Source organism: Streptomyces sp. Q6, assembly GCF_036967205.1.
Lineage (GTDB): Bacteria > Actinomycetota > Actinomycetes > Streptomycetales > Streptomycetaceae > Streptomyces > Streptomyces citrinus.
This window is the reverse complement of the sequence record NZ_CP146022.1, coordinates 7157218-7179607: the sequence shown is the minus strand read 5'-3', so window position 1 is coordinate 7179607 and position 22390 is coordinate 7157218. Positions and strand designations below refer to the sequence as shown.

17 protein-coding genes and 2 pseudogenes are annotated in these 22390 nt (G+C 70.9%); 5 read left to right on the top strand and 14 right to left on the bottom strand.

Translation table 11 applies throughout. The features are described 5' to 3' along the window. Positions 1 to 68 precede the first annotated feature (68 nt). The gene (locus tag V2W30_RS33240) at positions 69 to 500 is read left to right on the top strand and encodes a PAS domain S-box protein (protein ID WP_338702279.1); all 432 of its coding nucleotides are present in this window, start codon (positions 69 to 71) and stop codon (positions 498 to 500) included. A gap of 72 nt (positions 501 to 572) precedes the next feature. Here V2W30_RS33240 and frc (V2W30_RS33235) read toward each other — a convergent pair whose 3' ends face one another. Then, the gene (gene frc / locus V2W30_RS33235; protein WP_338702278.1) at positions 573 to 1829 is read right to left on the bottom strand and encodes a formyl-CoA transferase; all 1257 of its coding nucleotides are present in this window, start codon (positions 1827 to 1829) and stop codon (positions 573 to 575) included. Positions 1830 to 1902: 73 nt separating this feature from the next. Further along, the gene (gene oxc / locus V2W30_RS33230; RefSeq protein WP_338702277.1) at positions 1903 to 3660 is read right to left on the bottom strand and encodes an oxalyl-CoA decarboxylase; all 1758 of its coding nucleotides are present in this window, start codon (positions 3658 to 3660) and stop codon (positions 1903 to 1905) included. A gap of 262 nt (positions 3661 to 3922) precedes the next feature. Between oxc and V2W30_RS33225 the strand changes: the two genes are divergently transcribed. Next, a complete protein-coding gene (locus V2W30_RS33225) occupies positions 3923 to 4459 on the top strand; it encodes an AMP-binding protein (protein ID WP_338702276.1) in 537 nt (178 codons plus the stop codon). Then, positions 4357 to 5451, top strand: coding sequence for an AMP-binding protein (locus V2W30_RS33220; RefSeq protein ID WP_338702275.1), 1095 nt, complete (start codon positions 4357 to 4359; stop codon positions 5449 to 5451). Before V2W30_RS33225 ends, V2W30_RS33220 begins: the two co-directional genes overlap by 103 nt. 18 nt (positions 5452 to 5469) lie before the next feature. Here the strand turns inward: V2W30_RS33220 and V2W30_RS33215 are convergent. From V2W30_RS33215 to V2W30_RS33180, 8 genes and pseudogenes are all read right to left on the bottom strand, one after another. Continuing rightward, positions 5470 to 6407 (bottom strand): annotated as a pseudogene (locus tag V2W30_RS33215) (LysR family transcriptional regulator). 145 nt (positions 6408 to 6552) lie between these two features. Next, positions 6553 to 7524 carry a 2-dehydropantoate 2-reductase gene (locus V2W30_RS33210; protein WP_338702273.1) on the bottom strand — a complete coding sequence of 324 codons (972 nt, stop codon included), beginning with the start codon at positions 7522 to 7524 and terminating at the stop codon, positions 6553 to 6555. A 135-nt stretch (positions 7525 to 7659) separates the two neighbouring features. Beyond that, positions 7660 to 7872, bottom strand: a complete 213-nt coding sequence (locus V2W30_RS33205) for a formate dehydrogenase subunit delta (protein WP_338702272.1) — start codon at positions 7870 to 7872, stop codon at positions 7660 to 7662. A gap of 1 nt (position 7873) precedes the next feature. Further along, on the bottom strand, positions 7874 to 10669 hold the full coding sequence (fdhF, locus tag V2W30_RS33200; protein ID WP_338702271.1) for a formate dehydrogenase subunit alpha: 2796 nt from the start codon (positions 10667 to 10669) through the stop codon (positions 7874 to 7876). Next, positions 10666 to 12282, bottom strand: a complete 1617-nt coding sequence (locus V2W30_RS33195) for an NADH-quinone oxidoreductase subunit NuoF (protein WP_338702270.1) — start codon at positions 12280 to 12282, stop codon at positions 10666 to 10668. Before V2W30_RS33195 ends, fdhF begins: the two co-directional genes overlap by 4 nt. A gap of 3 nt (positions 12283 to 12285) precedes the next feature. Continuing rightward, positions 12286 to 12780, bottom strand: a complete 495-nt coding sequence (locus tag V2W30_RS33190) for an NAD(P)H-dependent oxidoreductase subunit E (RefSeq protein ID WP_338702269.1) — start codon at positions 12778 to 12780, stop codon at positions 12286 to 12288. Between the two features lie 155 nt (positions 12781 to 12935). Next, a complete protein-coding gene (locus V2W30_RS33185; protein ID WP_338703957.1) occupies positions 12936 to 13322 on the bottom strand; it encodes a hypothetical protein in 387 nt (128 codons plus the stop codon). 136 nt (positions 13323 to 13458) lie between these two features. Next, positions 13459 to 13725, bottom strand: a pseudogene (locus V2W30_RS33180) (acyl-CoA dehydrogenase family protein); the annotation flags it as partial. A 164-nt stretch (positions 13726 to 13889) separates the two neighbouring features. Here V2W30_RS33180 and V2W30_RS33175 point away from each other — a divergent pair. Next, positions 13890 to 14621, top strand: a complete 732-nt coding sequence (locus tag V2W30_RS33175; protein WP_338702267.1) for a GntR family transcriptional regulator — start codon at positions 13890 to 13892, stop codon at positions 14619 to 14621. 67 nt (positions 14622 to 14688) lie between these two features. Here V2W30_RS33175 and V2W30_RS33170 read toward each other — a convergent pair whose 3' ends face one another. The 4 genes from V2W30_RS33170 to V2W30_RS33155 all read right to left on the bottom strand — a co-directional run bounded on the left by V2W30_RS33170 (position 14689) and on the right by V2W30_RS33155 (position 20652). Further along, positions 14689 to 15288 carry a carbonic anhydrase gene (locus tag V2W30_RS33170; protein ID WP_338702265.1) on the bottom strand — a complete coding sequence of 200 codons (600 nt, stop codon included), beginning with the start codon at positions 15286 to 15288 and terminating at the stop codon, positions 14689 to 14691. A gap of 48 nt (positions 15289 to 15336) precedes the next feature. Continuing rightward, complete coding sequence (locus V2W30_RS33165; RefSeq protein WP_338702263.1) at positions 15337 to 17649, bottom strand: FdhF/YdeP family oxidoreductase; 2313 nt, start codon at positions 17647 to 17649, stop codon at positions 15337 to 15339. A gap of 160 nt (positions 17650 to 17809) precedes the next feature. Further along, a complete protein-coding gene (frc, locus tag V2W30_RS33160) occupies positions 17810 to 19039 on the bottom strand; it encodes a formyl-CoA transferase (protein ID WP_338702261.1) in 1230 nt (409 codons plus the stop codon). A 50-nt stretch (positions 19040 to 19089) separates the two neighbouring features. Next, a complete protein-coding gene (locus V2W30_RS33155; RefSeq protein WP_338702258.1) occupies positions 19090 to 20652 on the bottom strand; it encodes an aldehyde dehydrogenase family protein in 1563 nt (520 codons plus the stop codon). A gap of 273 nt (positions 20653 to 20925) precedes the next feature. On the opposite strand from V2W30_RS33155, the gene V2W30_RS33150 reads away from it, so the two are divergent. Beyond that, on the top strand, positions 20926 to 22341 hold the full coding sequence (locus tag V2W30_RS33150) for an OFA family MFS transporter (protein WP_338702256.1): 1416 nt from the start codon (positions 20926 to 20928) through the stop codon (positions 22339 to 22341). Positions 22342 to 22390 lie beyond the last annotated feature (49 nt).

The window sequence follows — 22390 nt, the reverse complement described above, 5'->3', positions numbered from 1 at the left end:
GGACCTGTTTCCCATACAGGATTTCGTATACAGTCGCCGGGACAACACCGCCTCTGCTCGGAGGGAACATGGCACACCTGGACCCCGAGATAGTGCTGGGCACCGCCGCCCAGGCACCCGACGGCATCATGATCATCGATAGTGCGGGGCTGATCCGGTACTGGAACCAGGGGGCCGAGCGGATCTTCGGCTTCAGTGCGGACGAGGTGGACGGCCGCAGCCTGGACGTGATCATTCCGGAGAAGCACCGCGCACGGCACTGGGACGGTTTCGCGGAGGCGATGGCGCGCGGTTCCAGCAAGTACGGCGACGCCGATCTGCTGAACGTGCCCGCGCTCGCCTCGGACGGCCGGCGCCTGTCGATCGAGTTCAGCGTGGTCCTGGTGACGGGGTCCGACGGCAGCGCGTACTGCGGCGCCGTCGTGCGGGACGTCACCGCGCGGCGCGAGCGCGAGCGGGAGTTGATGCGGCGGCGGGCCGAGGCCTCGTCGGGCGTCTGAGCCCGGCGACCCCGAGCACGAATGCGGCCGTGACCCTCGGGGTCACGGCCGCATTCCTGTGCCGCCGCGGGGTCAGGCGATGACGCCCGACTCCTTGAGGTGGCCGATGGCCTCCTCGTCGTACCCCAGGTCGACCAGTACCTCGGAGCTGTGCTCCCCGAGCAGCGGGGCTCCGGTGATCTCCGGCTTGAACGAGGAGAACTTCACCGGGCTGCCGACGGTGAGGAAGGTGCCGCGGCCCTTCTGCTCGACCTCGACGACCGTGCCGGCGGCGCGCAGATCCTTGTCGTAGGCGATCTCCTTCATGCTCATCACGGGAGCGCAGGGCACCTCCCACTTGCGCAGGATGTCGACCGCCTCGTACTTCGTCTTGTCCGCGAGCCACTTCTCGATCTCCGCGAAGATCTCGAAGATGTGCGACTGACGGGCGCGTGCCGTGGCGTAGGCCGGGTCGTCGGCCCACTCCGGGTGGCCGATGGCCTCGGCGGTGCGCTTCCAGTTCTGTTCCTGGAGCGTGAAGTAGATGTAGGCGTTCGGGTCGTCCTCCCAGCCCTTGCACTTGAGGACCCAGCCGGGCTGGCCGCCGCCGCCCGCGTTGCCGCCGCGGGGGACGACGTCGGTGAACTCGCCGTTGGGGTACTGGGGGTACTCCTCCAGGTGGCCGACCTTCTCCAGGCGCTGCTGGTCGCGGAGCTTGACCCGGCACAGGTTGAGGACGGCGTCCTGCATGGAGACGGAGACCTTCTGGCCCTTGCCCGTCTTGTCGCGGTCGATGATCGCGGTGAGGATGCCGATGGCCAGGTGCATCCCGGTGTTGGAGTCGCCGAGGGCCGCGCCGGAGATGGTGGGCGGGCCGTCCCAGAAGCCGGTGGTGGAGGCGGCGCCGCCCGCGCACTGGGCGACGTTCTCGTACGTCTTGAGGTCGTTCCAGGAGGACCACTCGTTGAAGCCCTTGACCGAGCCGAAGATCAGCCGCGGGTTGAGCTCCTGGATGCGTTCCCAGGAGAATCCCATGCGGTCGAGGGCGCCCGGCGCGAAGTTCTCGACCATGACGTCGGCGCCGCGGATGAGCTTCTCCAGGACCTCCTTGCCCTCGGGGGTCTTGGTGTTGATGGCCAGGGAGCGCTTGTTGCTGTTGAGCATCGTGAAGTAGAGCGCGTCCAGGTCGGGGTCGTCCCGCAATTGGTTGCGGGTGACGTCGCCACCGGTGGTGCGCTCGACCTTGAGGACGTCGGCGCCGAACCAGGCGAGCATCTGGGTGCAGGCGGGGCCGGCCTGGACACCGGTGAAGTCGATCACCTTGATACCGGCGAGCGGCAATTCACTCATGTGCGTGCTTCCTTATCGTGAACGTGCGGGAACGGGACGGGCGGTGCGGCGGGACGGATGGTGCGGCGGGGCGTCACTTCGCGGCGGGCGTGAAGTTGCCGGCGGTGATGCCCTTGGGGTTGAGGTGCGCGATGTGGCCGCTCTCGGTGCCGGCCGACGGGTCGATCACGCAGTCGATGAGGGCCGGGCCGCCGGCGGCGATGGCCTCGGAGAGGGCGGCGGTGACCTCGGCGGGGGTGGTGGCGCGGTAGCCCGTGCCGCCGAACGCCTCGATCATCCGGTCGTGGCGGGCGGCGCTCATCAGGGTCGTGGGGGCGGGGCCCTCGCCGATGACCTCGTCGCCGCGGTACACACCGCCGTTGTTCATGATCACGGTGATGACGGGCAGGTGGTAGCGGCAGATCGTCTCGATCTCCATGCCGCTGAAGCCGAAGGCGCTGTCGCCCTCGATGGCGACGACGGGCGCGCCGCCGCTCTCGACGGCGGCCGCGATCGCGTAGCCCATGCCGATGCCCATGACGCCCCACGTGCCGCTGTCGAGACGGCGGCGCGGGTGGTGCATGTCGATGACGTTGCGCGCGATGTCGAGGGTGTTGGCGCCCTCGTTGACGATGTACGTGTCCGGGTGCTGGTGCACGACGTCGCGTACGGCCTTGAGCGCGCCCATGAACTGCATCGGGTGCGGGTCGGCCTCCAGGCGCTTCGCCATCTTGGCGACGTTCTGCGCGGAGCGCGCGGCCAGTTCCTCGCGCCAGGCGGCGGGGGCCGCGATCTGGCCGGGCTTGGTGCGGTCGGCGAGCTGGTCGAGGACGGACTCGATGTCGCCGACGAGGGGCGCGGAGATCGGCTGGTTGCTGTCCATCTCCTTCGCCTCGATGTCGATCTGGATGAACTTGGCGTCGGGGTTCCAGCCGCGTTCGCCGTGGTTGAGCAGCCAGTTGAGGCGGGCGCCGACGAGCATGACGACGTCGGCCTTCTTCAGTGCCAGGGAGCGGGCGGTGGCCACGGACTGCGGGTGGTCGTCGGGCAGCAGGCCCTTGGCCATCGACATCGGTACGTACGGGATGCCCGTGGACTCGATGAAGGTGCGGACCTTGTCGTCGGCCTGCGCGTAGGCGGCGCCCTTGCCGAGCACGACCAGCGGGCGTTCGGCGTTCGCGAGCAGGTCGATGGCGCGGTCCACGGCTTCGGGGGCCGGGAGCTGGCGCGGTGCCGGGTCGACGAGGCGGCTGAGCGTCCCGGCGCCGGCCTCCTTGTCCATGACGGAGCCGAGCACGGCGGCCGGGATGTCGAGGTAGACGCCGCCGGGGCGTCCGGACACGGCGGTGCGCAGGGCGCGGGCGATGCCGCGGCCGATGTCCTCGACGCGGCTGACGCGGTAGGCGGCCTTCACGAAGGGCTGGGCGGCGGCGAGTTGGTCCATCTCCTCGTAGTCGCCCTGCTTGAGGTCGACGAGGTGGCGCTCGCTGGAGCCGGATATCTGCACCATCGGGAAGCAGTTGGTGGTGGCGTTGGCCAGCGCGACGAGCCCGTTGAGGAAGCCCGGCGCGGAGACGGTCAGGGCGATGCCCGGCTTCTGGGTGAGGTAGCCGGCGATCGCGGCGGCGTGCCCGGCGTTGGACTCGTGGCGGAAGCCGATGTAGCGGATGCCCTCGGCCTGCGCGAGGCGGGCCAGGTCCGTGACCGGGATGCCGACCACCCCGTAGACGGTCTCGACGCCGTTCATCTTCAGCGCGTCGACGACCAGGTGGTAGCCGTCGGTGAGCTCGGCCGGCGCGTCCGTTGCCGCCGTGGTGTCAGCGGCGTTCTCAGCGGTCGAGGGAGCGGTCATGATCCGAGGCCTCCTTGGGCGGGTTCTTGCGGTGCGGCTGCTGGTGCTGCGGCTCTGTTCTCACCTTCGACAGCCCGTGCCGCCGCGTCCAAGACCCAACGGCGACCAGCTGATAACCACCGTCTATCGATGCCGGGACGGCGGCTGTGACCTGCGGTGACCGGCTTGATAAGCGGTCGCTATCGGGTGTTCGGAAGGAGGTATTGGACGCGTGTGTCCGGCCCCCGCACGCTCGCTGGGAGCCTGTCAGGAGGTGAAAGGCATGGCCGCGGACCAGTACCGGCCCCCGGAGCTCTCGGGTCCGGCCGATCTGCTCGACCGCCCGGTGCGGGAACGGCCGGACGCCCACGCCCTGATCGTCACGGGTGCTCGGGCGCCGGTGACGTACCGGTGCCTCGCGGCCATGGCGGATCAGGTGGCGGGCACGCTCGCCGGGGCGGGGCTGCGCCGCGGGGACGTGGTCGCGGTGGTCTCGCCGAACACCGTCGAGTTCGTCGTCGCGCTGCTGGGTGCGGCGCGGGCCGGGCTGGTCGTCGCCCCGCTGGACCCGGCCCTCGCCGACGGCGAACTCGCCCCACGGATCGCGGAGTTGGGTGCGCGGGCCGCTGTCGCCCCGGGCGGGCGGTCCTGTGCCGACTGGGTGCTGCGGGTGGACGCGGGCCGGGCCGGTGCCGTGGACCTCTCCCCGGCCCGGCGGTGTCCCTGCTCGGCCGTGCCGGGCGGCCCGACCTCACCGCCGACGACGCGCTCGTCATGCTCACCGCCGGGTCGACGCGCCGGGCCCGCATGGTGCCGCTGACCCGGGCCAACGTGGCCGCGTCCGTACGGAACTTCTGCGCCGCCTACGCGCTGGGGCCGGGCGACGCGACGGTGGCGGTGATGCCGTTCTTCCACGGGCACGGGCTGTTCGGCACGCTGCTGTGCTCCCTGGCGGCCGGCGGCCGGGTGGCGCTGCCCGCGGACGGCCGCTTCTCGGCGGCGACGTTCTGGGACGATCTGCGGGCAGCGGACGCCACGTGGTTCACGGCGGTGCCGACCGTGCACGAGACGCTCCTCGAAGACCTGGAGAGCCGGGAGGAGGAGCCGCGGCTGCCGCCGTTGCGGTTCGTGCGCAGTTGCAGCGCCCCGCTGAACGCCGCGACCCAGCGCGCCCTTGAACGCACGTTCGCCGCTCCGCTGCTGTCCGCGTACGGGGCGACCGAGTGCGCGCACCAGATCTCCAGCGAGCCGCTGCCGGAGCGCGGCGCCCTCAAGCACGGCTCGGTCGGCCGGGCGAGCGGGGTCGAGCTGCGGGTCGTGGATCAGGACGGTCGGGCCTGTCCGGCCGGGGTGCGGGGCGAGGTGTGGGTGCGCGGCCCCGCCGTCGCCCGCGGTCATCTCGCCGAAGGGCCCGCCACCGTACGGGGTTTCACGGACGGCTGGCTGCGCACCGGGGACCTGGGCGCGCTCGACGAGGACGGCTATCTGTCGCTGACCGGGCGCATCGAGAACCTCATCGTGCGCGGCGGCCGGAAGATCTCGCCCGAGTACGTGGAGGACGTGCTGGCCGGCTGCCCCTCCGTCGCCGAGGCCGTCGTGTTCGGTGTGGCCGACGCGGGACAGGGGCAGCGGGTGGGCGCCGCCGTGGTGGTGCGCGGGGAGGAGAGCGCCGGGCCGGACGAGATCCTGCGCTACTGCCGCGACCGGCTCGCCGCGGTGGCGGTCCCCGACCACATCGTCGTGGTGCCCGCGCTGCCCCGCACCGCCCAGGGCGGCCTCGACCGTGCCGCCGTGCGGGACGCGTACGTGTGAGGGCGCGGGCGTCGGGGGTCAGCGCACCCGGGTCTTTGGCGCCGGGGTCCGCGGCTGGTCGAAGATCTCGTCGAGGTTGAGGGCGGTCGCGGCGCTGACGAAGGCGCGGGCCGCGACCGAGCCGGGGTGCCCGCGTGGATCGCCACCGAGACCTGGGCGCCGGCGGCGGGCGCGACCAGCGGCAGCGCCCTCGCGCGGCCGACGACGGGCATCGCGCGCAGCCACGTATGGGGCACGATGCTCGCCCATTCCCCGCCGCCCACATGCGCGTACAGGGCGGCGATGGAGTCGGTCTCGACCTGCGGGGTCACCTCGAAGCCCTGGTCGGCGAAGACCTTGTCGACGATCTGCCGGATCCGCATGTCGGGGGTGAGCAGCGCGAGGGGCAGCTGGGCCGCGTCCGCCCAGGTGACGCTGCCGGTCTGCGAGGTGATCTGGCCGTCGGGGACCAGGAGCATGTACCGCTCCTGGTAGAGCGGGACGACCTGGAGTCCTTCCTGGTCGCCGGGGTCGAAGTGGGCTATCGCCACGTCCAGTTCGAAGTCGCGCAGCTGGCGGTGGAGTTCCTTGGTGGACAGGCGTGAGCGGACCTGGACCTTGGCCAGCGGGTGCGCCGAGCAGAACGCGGCGACCGGCAGCGCCAGGGTGGTGGACGCCGTCGGGTCCGTGCCGAGGCGCAGGATGCCGGTGATGCCCGACTGGACGGCGGCCACCTCGGCCTTGAACGCCTCCTGCTCGGCGAGGATGCGTTTGGCCCACACGACGAGCCGCTCGCCCTCCGGGGTCAGACCCTGGTAGTTGTGGCCCCGGTTGATGAGCGTGACGTTCAGCTCCCGCTCCAGCTTGGCGATGGCAGCCGAGAGCGCGGGCTGGGAGACGTAGCAGGACTCGGCGGCCCGCGCGAAGTGCCGCTCGCGGGCGACCGCCACGAAGTACTCCAACTGCCGGAACAGCATCTACGTCTCCCCCACCACGGGCGAAGTGATCTTGCGCGTCTTCCGAAGCGTGCCCCCGCCGGGCGCGGCTGGCAAGGGCCGGGAGCCGACTCGGGCGTGCGGTGCGTTGCCCGGCGTCGCGGCGCCGGGCAACGCCCCGCACGGTCTAGGGGCCCGCGGTGCGTGCCAGCAGGTCCGTGGCGGCGTGCACGGTCCGCAGGGTCGGGGCCTCGGCGCCGGTGATGTCGGCCATCTCCACCACCGCCGTGACGATGGCGTCGAGTTCCAACTGCTTGCCGGCTTCGAGGTCCTGGAGCATGGACGTCTTGTGGTGGCCCACGCCCTCGGCGCCGCGCAGCCGCTTCTCGATGGAGATGTCCGGGGTGCTGCCGACGCGGGCCGCGATGTCGAGGATCTCCTCCATGACGCGGGTGACCACGGTCCGGGTGAGCGGGTGGCGGCAGATGTCGACCATGGTGGCCCGGGTGAGGGCGCTGATCGGGTTGAAGGCGGCGTTGCCCATGAGCTTGATCCAGATGTCGTCGCGCAGGTTCTCCTCGACGGGGCACTTGAGTCCGCCCGCGATCATCGCCTCGCTCAGCGCCGCACAGCGCTCCGAGACGCCGCCGCCCGGTTCGCCGAGGGAGAACCGGGTGCCTTCCAGGTGCCGGATGACGCCCGGGGACTCGATGACGGTCGCGGGGTAGACGACACAGCCGACGGCCCGCTCGGGGGCAAGCACCTTGCTGGTCGCGCCGCCCGGATCGACGGCCTCGATCCTGCGGCCCTCGTAGGGGCCCGCCAGCTTGTGGAAGTACCACCAGGGGATGCCGTTCTGTCCGGCGACGACGGCGGTGTGCTCGCCCAGGAGCGGGGCGACGAGTGCGCCGCTGGAGGCGTAGGAGTGTGCCTTGAGTCCGAGGAACACGTAGTCCACGGGGCCGATCTCGTGCGGGTCGTCGGTGGCGTGCGGGTGGGCGGTGAAGTCGCCGCGCGCGCTGAGGACGCGGACGCCGTGCTGCCGGATCGCCCGCAGGTGCGGGCCGCGGGCGACGAGATGGACGTCCGCGCCGCCGCGGTGCAGCGCCGCTCCTACGTAGGCGCCGATGGCGCCGGCTCCGAGGACTGCGATCTTCATGGTGGCTCCTCCAGGGCATTCGAGGGTACGGAGGGGTGGATACTGTATGCACTGAGTGGGCTGAGTCGTGCCTCACCCGCGCGCCGCACAGCGCGCGGGTCATGACACGACGTCAGGAGGTGGCTGCGGGGCCGATCAGCGCAGCAGGAGCACCGCCGCGACCACGAGCGGGTGGAGCTCGTCCGCTCCGTCGTCGACGGCGGCGAAGAGCCGCTCCCGCATGCGCGGGTCCCAGAACCGGCCCAGGTGCCCGGCGATCGCCTCGGCGGCGGCCGGACCCGGCAGGTGACCGTGGTGCGCGGCGATGTCGTTGGCCATCCGGCTCTCCGCCGGGAGCGCGCCCGCCATGTCAGTCCCCCGCCGTGACGAGCGGTCCGGCGGCCTCGGCCCGCGCCCGGCCGACCTGGACGGCGGTCACCTTGTACTCCGGGCAGTTGGTCGCCCAGTCGGAGTTCTCGGTGGTCACCACGTTCGCGCCGGTGACGGGGTGGTGGAACGTGGTGTAGACGACGCCGGGCGGCATCCGGTCGGAGATCCGCGCGTGCAGGGTCGTCGCACCGACCCTGCTGGCGAGGGTGACGAGGTCGCCGTCGGCGATCCCGCGCTCCTCGGCGTCGTGCGGATGCAGTTCGAGGACGTCCTCGGCGTGCCAGGCGACGTTGCCGGTGCGGCGGGTCTGCGCGCCGACGTTGTACTGGCTCAGGATCCGGCCGGTCGTCAGGACCAGCGGGAACTTGCGCGTGCTGCGCTCCTTCGTCGGTACGTACGCCGTGACGACGAACTTGCCCTTGCCGCGCACGAACGCGTCGACGTGCATGACCGGAGTGCCCTCGGGGGCCTGCTCGTCGCACGGCCACTGGACGCTGCCGAGCTTGTCGATGAGGTCGAAGGAGACGCCCGCGAAGGTGGGGGTGACCCGCGCGATCTCGTCCATGATCTGCGACGGGTGGTCGTACGCCATCGGGTGGCCCATGGCGGTGGCGATGTCGCAGACGATCTGCCACTCGTGCCGGCCCGACTTCGGCTTCATCACGGAGCGGACCCGGTTGATGCGGCGCTCGGCGTTGGTGAACGTGCCGTCCTTCTCCAGGAAGGAGGCGCCGGGCAGGAAGACGTGCGCGAACTTGGCGGTCTCGTTGAGGAACAGGTCCTGGACGACGACCAGGTCCATCGCTTCGAGCGCCGCCGTGACGTGCTTCAGGTTCGGGTCGGACTGGGCGATGTCCTCGCCGTGCACGAACAGGCCGCGGAACGTGCCGTCGATCGCCGCGTCGAACATGTTGGGGATGCGCAGGCCCGGTTCGGCGAGGATCGTGCCGCCCCACAGGTCCTCGAAGACGCCGCGCACCGCGTCGTCGGAGACGTGCCGGTAGCCGGGCAGTTCGTGCGGGAAGGAGCCCATGTCGCAGGAGCCCTGCACGTTGTTCTGGCCGCGCAGCGGGTTGACGCCGACGCCGTCGCGGCCGATGTTGCCGCAGGCCATCGCGAGGTTGGCCATTCCCATGACCATGGTCGAGCCCTGGCTGTGCTCGGTGACGCCGAGGCCGTAGTAGATGGCGCCGTTGGGGGCGCTCGCGTAGAGGCGGGCGGCGGCGCGCAGTTCGGCGGCCGGGACGCCGGTGATGTCCTCGACGGCCTCGGGGCTGTTCTCGTCGCGGCCCACGAACGCGGCCCACTCCTCGTAGCCCTCGCAGCGCGCCGCGACGAACCCCTTGTCGGCCAGACCCTCGGTGACGACGACGTGCGCCATGGCGTTGACCACGGCCACGTTGGTGCTGGGCCGCAGCTGGAGGTGGTGCGCCGCCTGGATGTGCGGGGAGCGCACCAGGTCGATGCGGCGCGGGTCGACGACGATCAGCTCCGCGCCCTCGCGCAGGCGCCGCTTCATCCGCGAGGCGAACACCGGGTGTCCGTCGGTCGGGTTGGCGCCGATGACCATGATGACGTCGGCCTCGGCGACCGAGCGGAAGTCCTGGGTGCCCGCGGACTCGCCGAAGGTCTGCTTCAGGCCGTAGCCGGTGGGTGAGTGGCAGACGCGGGCGCAGGTGTCGATGTTGTTGTTGCCGAAGGCGGCGCGGACCATCTTCTGGACGACGTACACCTCTTCGTTGGTGCACCGCGACGACGAGATCGCGCCGATCGCGCCCGTCCCGTGCCGGTCCTGGATCTCGCGCATACGGCGGGCGACCGTGCCGATCGCCTCGTCCCAGTCGACCTCGCGCCACGGGTCGGTGATCCGGTCGCGGACCATGGGCTTGAGCTTGCGGTCGGGGTGGGTGGCGTAGCCGAACGCGAAGCGGCCCTTGACGCAGGAGTGGCCCTCGTTGGCGCCCCCGTCCTTGTGGGGGACCATGCGGACGAGTTCGTCGCCGCGCAGTTCCGCCTTGAAGCTGCATCCGACGCCGCAGTACGCGCAGGTGGTGACGACCGAGCGGGTGGGCATGCCGAGTTCGACGACGGAGCGCTCTTGCAGGGTCGAGGTCGGACAGGCCTGGACGCAGGCGCCGCAGGAGACGCACTCGGAGTCGAGGAACGACTCCCCCGCGCCCGCCGCGACCTTGGACTCGAAGCCCCGCCCCTCGATGGTCAGCGCGAACGTGCCCTGTACCTCGCCGCAGGCCCGTACGCAGCGCGAGCAGGCGATGCACTTGGACGGGTCGAAGTCGAAGTACGGGTTGGAGGTGTCCTTCTGCGCGTCGAGGTGGTTCTCGCCGTCGTAGCCGTAGCGGACCTGGCGCACGCCCACCACGCCCGCCATGTCCTGGAGTTCGCAGTCGCCGTTGGCGGGGCAGGTCAGGCAGTCGAGGGGGTGGTCGGAGAGGTACAACTCCATGACGCCCTGGCGCAGCTTCTCCACCTTCGGCGTCTGCGTGCGCACGGACATGCCGTCGGCGCAGGGGGTGGTGCACGAGGCGGGGGTGCCGCGCCGCCCGTCGATCTCCACCACGCACAGCCGGCACGAACCGAACGCCTCCAGGCTGTCGGTGGCGCAGAGCTTGGGGATGTCGATGCCCGCCTCGGCGGCGGCGCGCAGCACCGAGGTGCCTTCGGGCACGCTCACCGGTATCCCGTCGACCTCGACCGAGACCGTGGCCTCGCCCGGCCGCTCGGGGGTGCCGAAGTCGGGTTCCTTCAGGAGCGTCATGCCGTGCCCTCCGTCCGTGTGCCGGTCGTCTGTACGGGGTGGATCTCCAGGAGTCGACGGCCGCCGAGGAAGTCGTCGGGGAAGTGGGCCAGCGCGCTGCGCACCGGCATCGGCGTCAGTCCGCCCATCGCGCACAGCGAGCCGTCGGTCATCAGGTCGCAGAGGTCTTCGAGCAGGGCGAGGTTCTCGTCCCGGTGGGTGCCGGCCACGATCTTGTCGATGACCTCGACGCCGCGCACGGAACCGACGCGGCACGGGGTGCACTTGCCGCAGGACTCCTCGGCGCAGAACTCCATCGCGAACCGGGCCTGCGCCGCCATGTCGACGGAGTCGTCGAAGACCACCACGCCGCCGTGGCCGAGCATCGCGCCGGCCTCGGCGAAGGCCTCGTAGTCCATCGGCAGGTCGAACTGCGCCTCGGGGAGGTACGCGCCGAGCGGCCCGCCCACCTGTACGGCCCTGATCGGCCGGCCGCTGAGGCTGCCGCCTCCGTAGTCCTCGATCAGTTCGCGCAGGGTGATGCCGAAGGCGGTCTCGACGATGCCGCCGCGCTTGATGTTCCCGCCGAGCTGGAAGACCTGGGTACCGCGGGAGCGGCCGACGCCGAGGTCCTGGTAGGCCTTCGCGCCGTCGGCGAGGACGACGGGGACGGTGGTCAGCGTGAGGACGTTGTTGACCACGGTCGGTTTGCCGAACAGGCCCTCGATCGCGGGGATCGGCGGCTTGGCGCGCACCATGCCGCGCTTGCCCTCCAGGCTCTCCAGCATGGAGGTCTCCTCGCCGCAGATGTACGCGCCGGCGCCGACGCGTACGTGCAGGTCGAAGTCGAGGGAGGAGCCGAGGATCTTCCGGCCGAGCCAGCCCTGTTCGCGGGCGATGCCGATGGCGGCGCGCATCGTGGCGATGGCGTCCGGGTACTCGGAGCGGATGTAGACGTAGCCCTCACCGGCGCCGACGGCGTGGGCGGCGATCGCCATGCCCTCGATGAGCAGGAACGGGTCGCCCTCCATGACCATGCGGTCGGCGAAGGTGCCGCTGTCGCCCTCGTCGGCGTTGCAGCAGACGAACTTCGTCTCGGCGCCCGCGCCCTGGCAGTCGAGGACCGTCTTCCACTTGATGCCCGCCGGGAATCCGGCGCCGCCGCGTCCGCGCAGGCCGGAGTCGGTGACCTCGGCGACCACGTCGGCGGGTTCCCGGGCGAGCGCGGAGCGCAGTCCGCGCAGCCCGCCGTGGGCGAGGTAGTCCTGCGGGGAGAGCGGATCGATCACGCCGACTCTCGCGAACGTGACCCGGTTCTGCCGCGCCAGCCACGGGAGCCGGTCGATGAGGCCGAGCCGCAGGGGGTGGTCGGCGCCGTCGAGCATTCCGGCGGCGAGCAGGCCGGGCACGTCGTCGGCAGTGACGGGCCCGTAGCCGATCCGGCCCTGCTCGGTCACGACCTCGACGAGCGGTTCGAGCCACAGCATGCCGCGCGAGCCGTTGCGTACGACATGGAGGTCGAACTCACCCTGATCGGCTGCCTGTTGGAGTCGCGCCGCCACCTCGTCGGCACCGACGGAGCGGGCGGCCGAGTCGCGGGGGACGTACACGAGGGTCGTCGTCTTCGAAGTCACTGGTCACACCGTCCCGTTGAGGAGCGAGGCGAGGCGTTCGGGGGTGACGCGGCCGTACAGCCGTCCGTCCACCTCCACCGACGGGCCGAGCGCGCAGTTGCCGAGGCAGAAGACCTGCTCGACGGTGGCGGAGCCGTCCGCGCTGGTCTCGCCGAGCGTGTGCCCCGACTCCCGCAGGTGGGTCATTAGCCTGTCGGTGCCGAGGGCTTGGCAGGCTTCGGCGCGGCAGACGCGGACCGTCGTGCGGCCCGCGGGAGCGCTGCGGAAGTCGTGGTAGAAGGTCACGACTCCATGGACGTCGGCCCGCGAGAGGTTGAACTCGTCGGCGAGGACCTGGATCGCCGCCTGCGGTACGTATCCCAACTCGGCCTGTACGGCGTGGAGTACGGGCAACAGTGCGCCGCGCTCGCCACGATGCGCGGACGCGACCCTCCTGACCACGCTCTCGACCGTCGTATCCGTCCCGCTGGTCGTCATGATCGCTTTCGCCTCCGTCATGCGGGTCCCCGGCGAGAGGTGCAGGAGACTGGGACACTACCCCATACAGACTTCTGTATACAGAAGCCCGCCGTAAAGAGCCTGGACGGAATCACGGCCCGTCCACCCGCCAACTTCCCTACGCCGGGCCCATGTTGAGCACCGGTGTCGGCGGGTCAGGACACCGCCAGCGGTACGCCCGCATCCGCCGCCTTCGCCGCCCCGAACTCGGCGAGCCACGGCAGCACGACACCTCGCAGGACGTCCGCTCCGCCGCCACCCTCGCCCAGCATCGCCTCGGCCGGCACCAGGACCGGATCCGCGAGAACCGTGGACGTGGCGCTGCCGCGCGGCCCCGAACACCCCGACCGGGCCGGGACGAAGAGCCCGGAGGCGTGCGCCGGAACCAGCCACAGGCCGAGCCCCTCCCCGCCGCGACGGACCGCGCCGACCAGACGTACGTGTCGGCCTCCCCGCCGCGACGACCTGGTGCTTGCGCCCGCGCAGCGCCACCACCCCGCCGCACCGCTCGGCCGTGGCGCGGGGCGCGAGCAGCCCGTCACCCGCCGCCGGACCCGCGCACTCGCCCTCCGCGAGCGCGAGGCCGAGCAGATGCCGCCCGGCGGCGATCTCGCCGCGCAGCCAGTCTCCGCCGTACGCCTCGACGACCGTGGCCGCCGCGTAGTGGGACCGGAGCACGGCGGCCGTCGCCGGGCAGACGCGCGCGGTGCGCTCGACGACGTCGGCGGCCTCCGCGAGCCCGAGACCCGCGCCGCCGCGCTCCGGGGCCACGGTGAGGCCGAGGAGCCCGGCCCGGCCGAGCTCCGTCACGGCCGAGCGCGGGAACACGCCCCGGGCGCGCGCCAGTCGGGCGGCCGGGGCGACGACTTGGGTGAGGACCTGAGCGAGTGCGGTGCGGTACGACACGGGGTGCCCCCTCGTGAGCGAAGTCGGGTCCGCCGCCATGCGGCACGATAATTGCATACAGTATTTCGCATCCACATGGGGCGCCAGGGGTGTGACGCACCCTTTTCGCCGACCCGGACACCCGAGGCTCTGTCTATTGCATACTAAAGTCAGTATCCCGTGACCTGACACTCTGTCAGCGACCGGAGAGGGAGGGGTCGTTCATGTCCGACACGCCGACCGTCACCGCACCGACCGGCACCGCACCGGCCTTGAGGTCCATCGCCGCCGCGGGGCCGATCACCCGGCCCGCGCCCCTGCGGCAGGCCGTCTACGACGCACTGATCGAGATGATCATCAACGGGACGCTCAGCCCCGGGCAGCACCTCGTCGAGGCCGAACTCGCCGAGCGGCTCGGGGTGAGCCGGCAGCCGGTCCGGGAAGCGTTGCAGCGGCTCCAGGCGGCCGGCTGGGTCGATCTGCGCCCGGCCCAGGGCGCCTTCGTGCACGCCCCCACCGTGGAGGAATGCGCCCAACTCCTCGGCGTACGAGCGGTGTTGGAGACGTACTCCGCGCAAGGAGCCGCCCGGCACGCGACCGCGCGGGACGTCGCGGATCTGTGGGAGCTCCAGGAGACGGGCATCGCGGCGCTCGCCGCGGGCGACGCGCGGGCCATCGTGGAGGCCAACGCGGCGCTCCACTCCCACATCACGGCGCTGTCCCGCAACGCGGTGCTCGCCGAGCTGATTCCGCAGGTCGACCAGCGGGTGCGCTGGTACTACATGCCGATCGCCAAGCCTCGCGGCAAGGACGCCTGGAGCGAGCACGCGCTGATCATCGAGGCCATCGCCACGGGTGACCCGGAGCGCGCCGAGGCCCTGATGCGCCGCCACACGCAGAACACCACCGACTTCTACTGCAAGCAGATCGCCGCCGCGGCCGGCCTCGGCGGCTGACCACGGCGGCACCCGTGGGCGGCCGGGCGTCAGGACCGGGCCGTGACCTCCCTCAACCGCCCGGACCTCACGTCACCTCCCTCAACCGCCCGGTCCGTACGTCGAACACGAAGCCGCGCACATCGTCGGTGTGCGGCAGGAACGGCGAGGTGCGCACCTTCTGGAGGGACTGCCGCACGTCCTGGTCGACATCGGTGAAGCCCTCGACCGCCCAGCTCGGCCGCTGTCCGACCTCCCTCTCCAGCTCGTGCCGGAACTCCTCGGTCAGGGACTGGAGGCCGCAGCCCGTGTGGTGGACGAGGATCACGCTGCGGGTGCCGAGCGCCCGCTGACTGATCGTCAGGGAGCGGATGGTGTCGTCGGTGACGACGCCGCCGGCGTTGCGCACGGTGTGACAGTCGCCGAGCGCGAGGCCGAGGGCCGCGTGCAGATCGATCCGGGCGTCCATGCAGGCCACCACGGCCACGCCGAGGACGGGGCGGGCGTCCATGCCGGGGTCCTCGAAGCGTTCGGCGTAACGGGTGTTGGCCGCCAGGAGGTGGTCGGTGACCGTCCCGCCGTCGCGCGCGACCGGGCCTCCCTCCGTGCGCGCCTCTTCACGTACCTCAGCGCGTGCCTCAGTGCGTGCCGCTGTGCTCGACTCCGTGCTCGACTCTGCTGTGGTCATGCCGGGCTCCTCCGGGTGGCTCTGGGTGGCTCTGGGTGGGCGAGTGGGTCAGGACGGCTCCGCCACCGGTTCCAGGCGGATCAGGACGGCCTTCGAGGTCGGGGTGTTGCTGATGTCGGCGACGCTGTCCAGCGGCACCAGCACGTTGGTCTCCGGGTAGTAGGCCGCCGCGGAGCCGCGCGTGGTGGGGTAGGCGACCGTCCGGAAGCGCTCCGCGCGCCGCTCGGTCCCGTCCCTCCACACCCCCACCAGGTCGACGAGCGAGCGGTCGGCGATGCCGAGGGCGTCGAGGTCGGCCGGGTTGACGAGGACGACGCGGCGGCCGTGGTGGATGCCCCGGTAGCGGTCGTTCATCGCGTACGGGACGGTGTTCCACTGGTCGTGCGAGCGCAGGGTCTGGAGCAGCAAGTGGCCCGCCGGGACCTCGGGCATCTCGAAGTCGTTGCAGGTGAAGACGGCTTTGCCGCTCGGCGTGGGGAAGATCTTCTGGTTCACCGGGTTGGGCAGTGTGAAGCCGCCGGGCGCCGCGACCCGCGCGTTGAAGTCGGCGAAGCCGGGCACGACGCGGGCGATCCGGTCGCGGACGGTGCCGTAGTCCGCCTCGAACTCCTCCCAGGGGATGGCCGGTTGGTCCAGGAGCGTGCGCCGGGCGAGGCGCGAGATGATCGCCACCTCGCTGAGCAGCTGCGCGGAGGCCGGAGCGAGGCGGCCGCGCGAGGCGTGCACCTCGCTCATGGAGTCCTCGACGGTGACGAACTGCTCCCCCGACGCCTGGACGTCGCGGTCGCTGCGGCCGAGCGTCGGCAGGATGAGCGCGGTGTCGCCGCACACCGTGTGCGAGCGGTTGAGTGTGGTGGAGAGGTGCGCGGTCATGCGGCAGCGGCGCATCGCCGCCTCCGTGACGTCGCTGTCGGGTGTGGCCCGTACGAAGTTGCCGGCGACCCCTACGAAGACCTTGGCCGCGCCGTCGCGCATCGCCCGGATGCCGTCGACGGAGTCGAGGCCGTGGTGCGTGGGCGGCGTGAACCCGAACTCCCGCTCCAGCGCGTCCAGGAACGACTGCGGCATCTTCTCCCAGACGCCCATCGAGCGGTCGCCCTGGACGTTGCTGTGGCCGCGCACCGGACAGACTCCGGCGCCCGGACGGCCGATGTTGCCGCGCAGCAGGAGGAAGTTGACGACCTCGCGGATGGTGGGGACCGCGTGCTTGTGCTGAGTGAGGCCCATCGCCCAGCACACGATGACGCTGCGGCTGCTCAGGACCGTGTCGGCGACGTCCTCGATCTGCTCGCGGCTCAGGCCGGTGGCCTCGTGGATGTCGTCCCAGGTGATCTTGCGGGCCTGCCGTGCGAAATCCTCGTACCCGGCGCTGTACGCCCCGATGAAGCCCCGGTCCACGACCGTGCCGGGCCGCGCCTCCTCCGCCTCGATGAGCAGCAGGTTGAGCGCTTTGAAGAGAGCGAGGTCGCCACCGGCGCGGATCTGGAGGAACGTGTCGGCGATGGCGGTGCCCCGGCCGACGACGCCGCGCGGCTTCTGCGGATGCTTGAAGCGGATCAGCCCGGCCTCGGGCAGCGTGTTCACGGCGATGACCTTGCCGCCGTTGCGCTTGGTCTCTTCGAGGGCGGTCAGCATCCTCGGGTGGTTCGTACCCGGGTTCTGGCCGACGACGAGGACGAGGTCGCTGTGGTGGATGTCGTCCAGGCTGACGCTGCCCTTGCCGATGCCGAGCGTCTCCATCAGGGCGGCGCCGCTGGACTCGTGGCACAGGTTGCTGCAATCGGGCAGGTTGTTGGTGCCGTAGGCGCGGGCGAAGAGCTGGAGCAGGAAGGCCGCCTCGTTGTTCAGCCGGCCGGACGTGTAGAAGAGCGCTTCGTCGGGCGAGTCGAGGCCGCGCAGTTCGGCGGCGAGCAGCCCGAGGGCCTCGTCCCAGCCGATCGGCGTGTAGTGCGTGGCGCCGGGCCGCTTCACCATGGGTGCGGTGAGCCGGCCCTGCTGGTTGAGCCAGCGGTCGGAGCGGCGGGCGAGGTCCGCGACGGAGTGCTCGCGGAAGAAGTCGGCGGTGACCCGGCGCGAGGTCGCCTCGTCGCTGATGTGCTTGGCGCCGTTCTCGCAGTACTCGTTGCGCGAGCGTCGGCCCGGGGCGGGCTCGGGCCAGGCGCAGCCGGGGCAGTCGAAGCCGTCCGCCTGGTTGATGTTCAGGAGGGTCAGCGCCGTGCGCCGGGGGTCGGTCCGGCCGAGCGCGTACTGGAGGGCGTGGACCACGGCGGGTGCGCCGGTCGCCCAGGTCTTGGGCGGGGTGACCCTCAGCCGGTCCTCGCTGTCGCCGTCGAGGGAGTTTCCGCTGCCGTCGGTGCTCATGTTCCGGCCTGTGCCTTTCTGCCGCGCGGTGCTGTCACCGCTCGACGATCAGCTTCGGTCAGGCCGCGAGAACCCGTCCAAGACGGAACTATTTCCAGTTGATAGACGTCGCCTATCAAGCGGGCGGTGCGGGGCGGACGGACGGGCCGCCCCGCACGGCTCAGATGACGCCCTGCTCCCTGAGCTGCACCAACTCGGCTTCTTCCAGGCCGAGTTCCTCGACGAAGACGTCGGTGTTGTGTTCGCCGAGCAGTGGTGAGGCGGTGATGGTGGTCGGCGAGTCGGACAGCTTCAGCGGGTTGCCCACCGTGCGATAGGTGCCGCGTTGGGGGTGGTCGACTTCGACGATCATGTGGTTGGCGGTGAGGGAGGGGTCTTCGATGATTTCTTTGGTGGAGAGGATGGGGCCGCAGGGGATGTTGTGGGTGTTGAGTTGTTCGAGGACGGTCCATTTGGGGAGGGTGGTGGTCCATTCCTCGATGAGTTGGAACATTTTGGTGAGGCGGGGCAGGCGGGCTTGGGGGGTGGCCCAGTCGGGGTCGTCGGCGAGTTCGGGGTGTCCGATGAGGTGGGTCAGGGGTTTCCAGCCGGTGGGTTGGACGATGACGTAGACGTAGTCGTTGGGTCCGCCGGGGGCGCATTTCACGGCCCAGCCGGGTTGGCCGCCGCCGGAGGCGTTGCCGGAGCGGGGGACTTCGTCGGTGAAGTCGTCGTTGGGGTATTCGGGCAGGGGGCCGTGGGTGAGGCGTTGTTGGTCGCGGAGTTTGACGCGGCAGAGGTTGAGGACGGCGTGTTGCATGGCGACGTTGACGCGTTGGCCGCGGCCGGTGTTCTCGCGTTGGAAGAGGGCGGCGAGGATGCCGGCGACGGTGTGGATGCCGGTGCCGGAGTCGCCGATCTGGGCGCCGGTGGCCAGTGGGGGGCCGTCGTGGAGGCCGGTGGTGGCCATGGAGCCGCCCATGGCCTGGGCGACGACTTCGTAGGCTTTGAGGTTGGTGTAGGGGCCGTCGCCGAAGCCTTTGATGGAGGCGTAGACGAGGCGGGGGTTGATGGTCTGGATGTGGTCCCAGGTGAAGCCCATGCGGTCGATGGCGCCGGGGCCGAAGTTTTCGACCATGACGTCGGAGCGGCGGATGAGTTCGGTCAGGAGTTCTTTGCCGCGTTCGGTTTTGGTGTTGAGGGTGATGGAGCGTTTGTTGCAGTTGAGCATGGTGAAGTAGAGGGAGTCGACGTCGGGGATGTCGCGCAGTTGGGTGCGGGTGATGTCACCGGTGGGTGCTTCGAGTTTCACGACGTCCGCGCCGAGCCAGGCCAGTAGCTGGGTGGCGGAGGGACCCGACTGGACATGGGTCATGTCGAGCACGCGTATACCTTCGAGAGCCTTGGTCATGTTCCCCTCCACACGGGTCCGTCGATCGTGTCGTGTACGTCCCCGCGGTCTCACGGCATCAGCTGGTACGCCGGGAAGTTGCCGGGCAGGCGCTCGCCCTCGGGGCCCTGCGTGACGGCCCGTACCAGGAGTTCGCCGCCGACGAACGCGCCGCGCCACGACGCTCCGAAGCCGCCGAACAGTTCGTCGCGGTCGCCGCGTGAACGCGCCGTGCCGTGGCCCACCTTGAACGCCCGGATCTGCGGCGCGAGCCGTGCGAAGGTCTGCTCGTCGTCGGTCGAGAGGGTCGCCACCAGCGCGCCGTTCGACGCGTTCATCGCGGCGAGCAGCTCCGCCTCCGTGTCCACCAGGACGACCGTGTCCACCGGACCGAACGGCTCCGCGTGGTGCAGTGGCGACGACGCCGGCGGGCCGAGCAGCGTCACCGGGTGGACGTAGGCACTCGTGTCCTGCCCCGGCAGGAACCGGTCCGGATCGACCCGCCCGCGGTGCAGGGGCACCGCTCCCCGGCCGATCGCCTCGGTGACCTGGTCGGTCAGCTCCTTCGCCTTCGCCGCGTTGATCAGCGGCCCGAAGTCCAGCTCCGGGTACGGGTCCTCGGCCGAGGCCACCGCCAGCGGATGCCCCACGCGCAGGCCGCGCACCGCGGGCAGGTACGCCGACAGGAACGCGTCGAACGCGTCGCGCTGCACGACGAAGCGCGGGTAGGCGGTGCAGCGCTGCTTGCCGTAGTCGAACAGCTTCGGGATCACGGCCGACAGCGCGTCCCAGTCGGAGTAGTCCCAGATCCCCCAGGTGTTCAGGCCCTCCTGCTCCAGGACGTGCCGCTTGCCCAGGTCCGCGACGGCCGTGGCGACGGCCGCCCCGGTGTCCCGCCCGCCCACGAACGACACGCAGCCGATCTCCGGCGCACGCACCAGCGCCTGCGACAGCTCCCGGCCGCTCCCGCTCACGAGGGTGAGCGGTACGCCCTCCCGCGCGGCCAGCGCGCAGGCCAGTGTCAGGCACGAGACGCCGCCGTCCGTGGGGGCCTTGGCGATGACGGCGTTGCCCGCGACGGCCTGCACCAGCATCGCGTGCACGAGGACGCTCATCGGGTAGTTCCAGCTCGCGATGTTCGACACCGGGCCGGGCAGCGGAGTGCGGTCGGCGAGCATCCCGTCGATCCCGTCCACGTACCACCGCACGCCGTCGATCGCCCGGTCCACGTCCGCCTGCGCGAGCCGCCAGGGCTTGCCGATCTCCCAGACGAGGAGCAGGGCGAGCAGTTCACGGTGCTCGGCGAGCGCGTCGAGCGTCGCGGCGATCCGGGCACGCCGCTCGGCGAGCGGGACGTGCCGCCAGGCGCGGTGCTGGTCGAGGCAGGCGCGTACGGCCTGGTGCGCGGTGTCCCCGTCGAGCCGCGGCGGTCCGGCGACGGGGGTTCCGTCGACGGGGGTGGTGGCCGGAAGCACCCGGCCGTCCGCCTGCCACGCGCCGTTCCAAAGATTCAGGACGCGGTCCTCGCGGAACGCTTCGGGGGCGACGGTCAGACAGCGCCGCCAGGCATCGGCCCAAGACGTTCCCGCCTTGAGGGTGGCGGGAGGGGTGCCGGGGGTGAAAGTGGGTGCCATGGATGTCTCCGCTCTCGGTGCACAGTCGAGATGAGGGGGCCCAACGGGGCTTCCTGGAAAGGGCGGTGCAGGGCGGACGGGCCGGTGGGCTCGTAGCCCCGACAGTCACGGGCGTCACAAAATTTCTGCACGCCCCTGGACACTCGCCCACCACGTGAGGGATAACACTCTTCATACAGTATTCGTCGACTGTATGCAATATCCCGGCCACTGCTGACCCCTGACATCGGCAGGGTGCGCGCAGCAGTGCAGCTCTGTGAGGGATGAGTCCGAATGACCTTGAACCGCAGCACGGCAGAAGGCGCGTCGGAACCGCTCGGCGCACCGCCCCGCCCCTACCGCGAAGTCACCGACGCCCGGGGCCGCGTCTACCGGGTCGGCGAGACCGACCGCGACATCCTCGGCCACTCCCGCTCGCTCATGGTCTATCTGCCATGGGTCGCGATGATGGCCATCAGCGTCTTCGAGTACGCGTACGGCTCGGCCGAGGACACCCTGTCCGAGGCCCACGGGTGGACACAGTCCAACACCTTCTGGATCCTCAGCGTCTGGATCTTCTTCCAGGCCGGTATCTCCTTCCCCGCCGGATGGCTGCGTGAGAAGGGGATCCTGACCGCCCGTCGGGCCATGTTCACCGGCTCGGCGATGTGCCTGCTCGGGTTCCTCGCCCTGTCGCACCTGAGCAACGTCGTACTCGCGATCGTCGGCTTCGGCGTCGTCGGCGGCATCGGCTCCGGCCTGATCTACTCGACCTGCGTCAACATGGTCGGCAAGTGGTTCCCGGAGCGCAAGGGCGGCAAGACCGGCTTCGTCAACGGCGGCTTCGCCTACGGCGCGCTCCCGTTCATCTTCATCTTCAACTACGCCTTCGACACCGGGAACTACCACCGGGTGCTCGACCTCATCGGCGCCTACGTGATGGTCGTCGTCTTCGCCTGCGCCGCCTTCTTCAAAGACCCGCCGAAGAACTGGTGGCCCGCGCACATCGACCCGCTGACGCACAGCGGGGGCGACAAGACCGCCGCCGGACTCGCCAAGAACCCGCCCGCGGTACGCCAGTACACCCCGATGGAGGCGATCAGGACGGGCATGCTGCCCCTGATGTGGATCGCCCTGGTGATCAGCGCCGGTGTCTCCATCTTCGGCATCTCCTTCCAGGTCGACTACGCGAAGGAGGTCGGCTTCGGCCCGCTCGTCGCCGCGTCGTCCATGGGCGTGATGGCGGTCATCAACGGCATCGGGCGCGGTGTCGTGGGCTGGGCCTCCGACAAGTGGGGGCGCAAGCCGATCCTGGTGGGCGTCATCCTGGTCCTCGGGCTCGCGCAGTTCGGCGTCATCTGGGCCGGTGAGCTGAAGAGCGAGGGCCTCTTCCTCGTCTTCGCGTTCCTCTCCGGATTCGGCGGCGGCGCGTTCTACCCGCTGTTCGCCGCGCTCACGCCGGACTACTTCGGTGAGAACTACAACGCGTCCAACTACGGGCTCGTGTACAGCGGAAAGCTCATCAGCGGCCTCTTCGGCGGCGGGCTCGGCTCCATGGTGGTGGCCTCCTGGGGCTACAACGGGGCGTACGCGCTGGCCGGCAGTACCTCGCTGGTCGCCGCGGTGATCGCGATGACGCTGCGGCAGCCCGGACGGCCCCGGGCCGGAAAGGGTGCGACGGCCTCGGCCCAGCCGCAACCTGCCACCTGACGCCGGCGCGTCCCTGTGGCCTCCTCCCGCGCGACGCTGCCGGGAGGAG

Coding starts and splice junctions, on each gene's coding strand:
- V2W30_RS33240 (WP_338702279.1), top strand. CDS start 69: ATGGCACACCTGGACCCCGAGATAGTGCTGGGCACCGCCGCCCAGGCA.
- V2W30_RS33165 (WP_338702263.1), bottom strand. CDS start 17,649: ATGAGCACCGACGGCAGCGGAAACTCCCTCGACGGCGACAGCGAGGAC.
- V2W30_RS33170 (WP_338702265.1), bottom strand. CDS start 15,288: ATGACCACAGCAGAGTCGAGCACGGAGTCGAGCACAGCGGCACGCACT.
- V2W30_RS33210 (WP_338702273.1), bottom strand. CDS start 7,524: ATGAAGATCGCAGTCCTCGGAGCCGGCGCCATCGGCGCCTACGTAGGA.
- oxc (WP_338702277.1), bottom strand. CDS start 3,660: ATGACCGCTCCCTCGACCGCTGAGAACGCCGCTGACACCACGGCGGCA.
- frc (WP_338702261.1), bottom strand. CDS start 19,039: ATGACCAAGGCTCTCGAAGGTATACGCGTGCTCGACATGACCCATGTC.
- fdhF (WP_338702271.1), bottom strand. CDS start 10,669: ATGACGCTCCTGAAGGAACCCGACTTCGGCACCCCCGAGCGGCCGGGC.
- V2W30_RS33225 (WP_338702276.1), top strand. CDS start 3,923: ATGGCCGCGGACCAGTACCGGCCCCCGGAGCTCTCGGGTCCGGCCGAT.
- frc (WP_338702278.1), bottom strand. CDS start 1,829: ATGAGTGAATTGCCGCTCGCCGGTATCAAGGTGATCGACTTCACCGGT.
- V2W30_RS33175 (WP_338702267.1), top strand. CDS start 13,890: ATGTCCGACACGCCGACCGTCACCGCACCGACCGGCACCGCACCGGCC.
- V2W30_RS33190 (WP_338702269.1), bottom strand. CDS start 12,780: ATGACGGAGGCGAAAGCGATCATGACGACCAGCGGGACGGATACGACG.
- V2W30_RS33150 (WP_338702256.1), top strand. CDS start 20,926: ATGACCTTGAACCGCAGCACGGCAGAAGGCGCGTCGGAACCGCTCGGC.
- V2W30_RS33155 (WP_338702258.1), bottom strand. CDS start 20,652: ATGGCACCCACTTTCACCCCCGGCACCCCTCCCGCCACCCTCAAGGCG.
- V2W30_RS33205 (WP_338702272.1), bottom strand. CDS start 7,872: ATGGCGGGCGCGCTCCCGGCGGAGAGCCGGATGGCCAACGACATCGCC.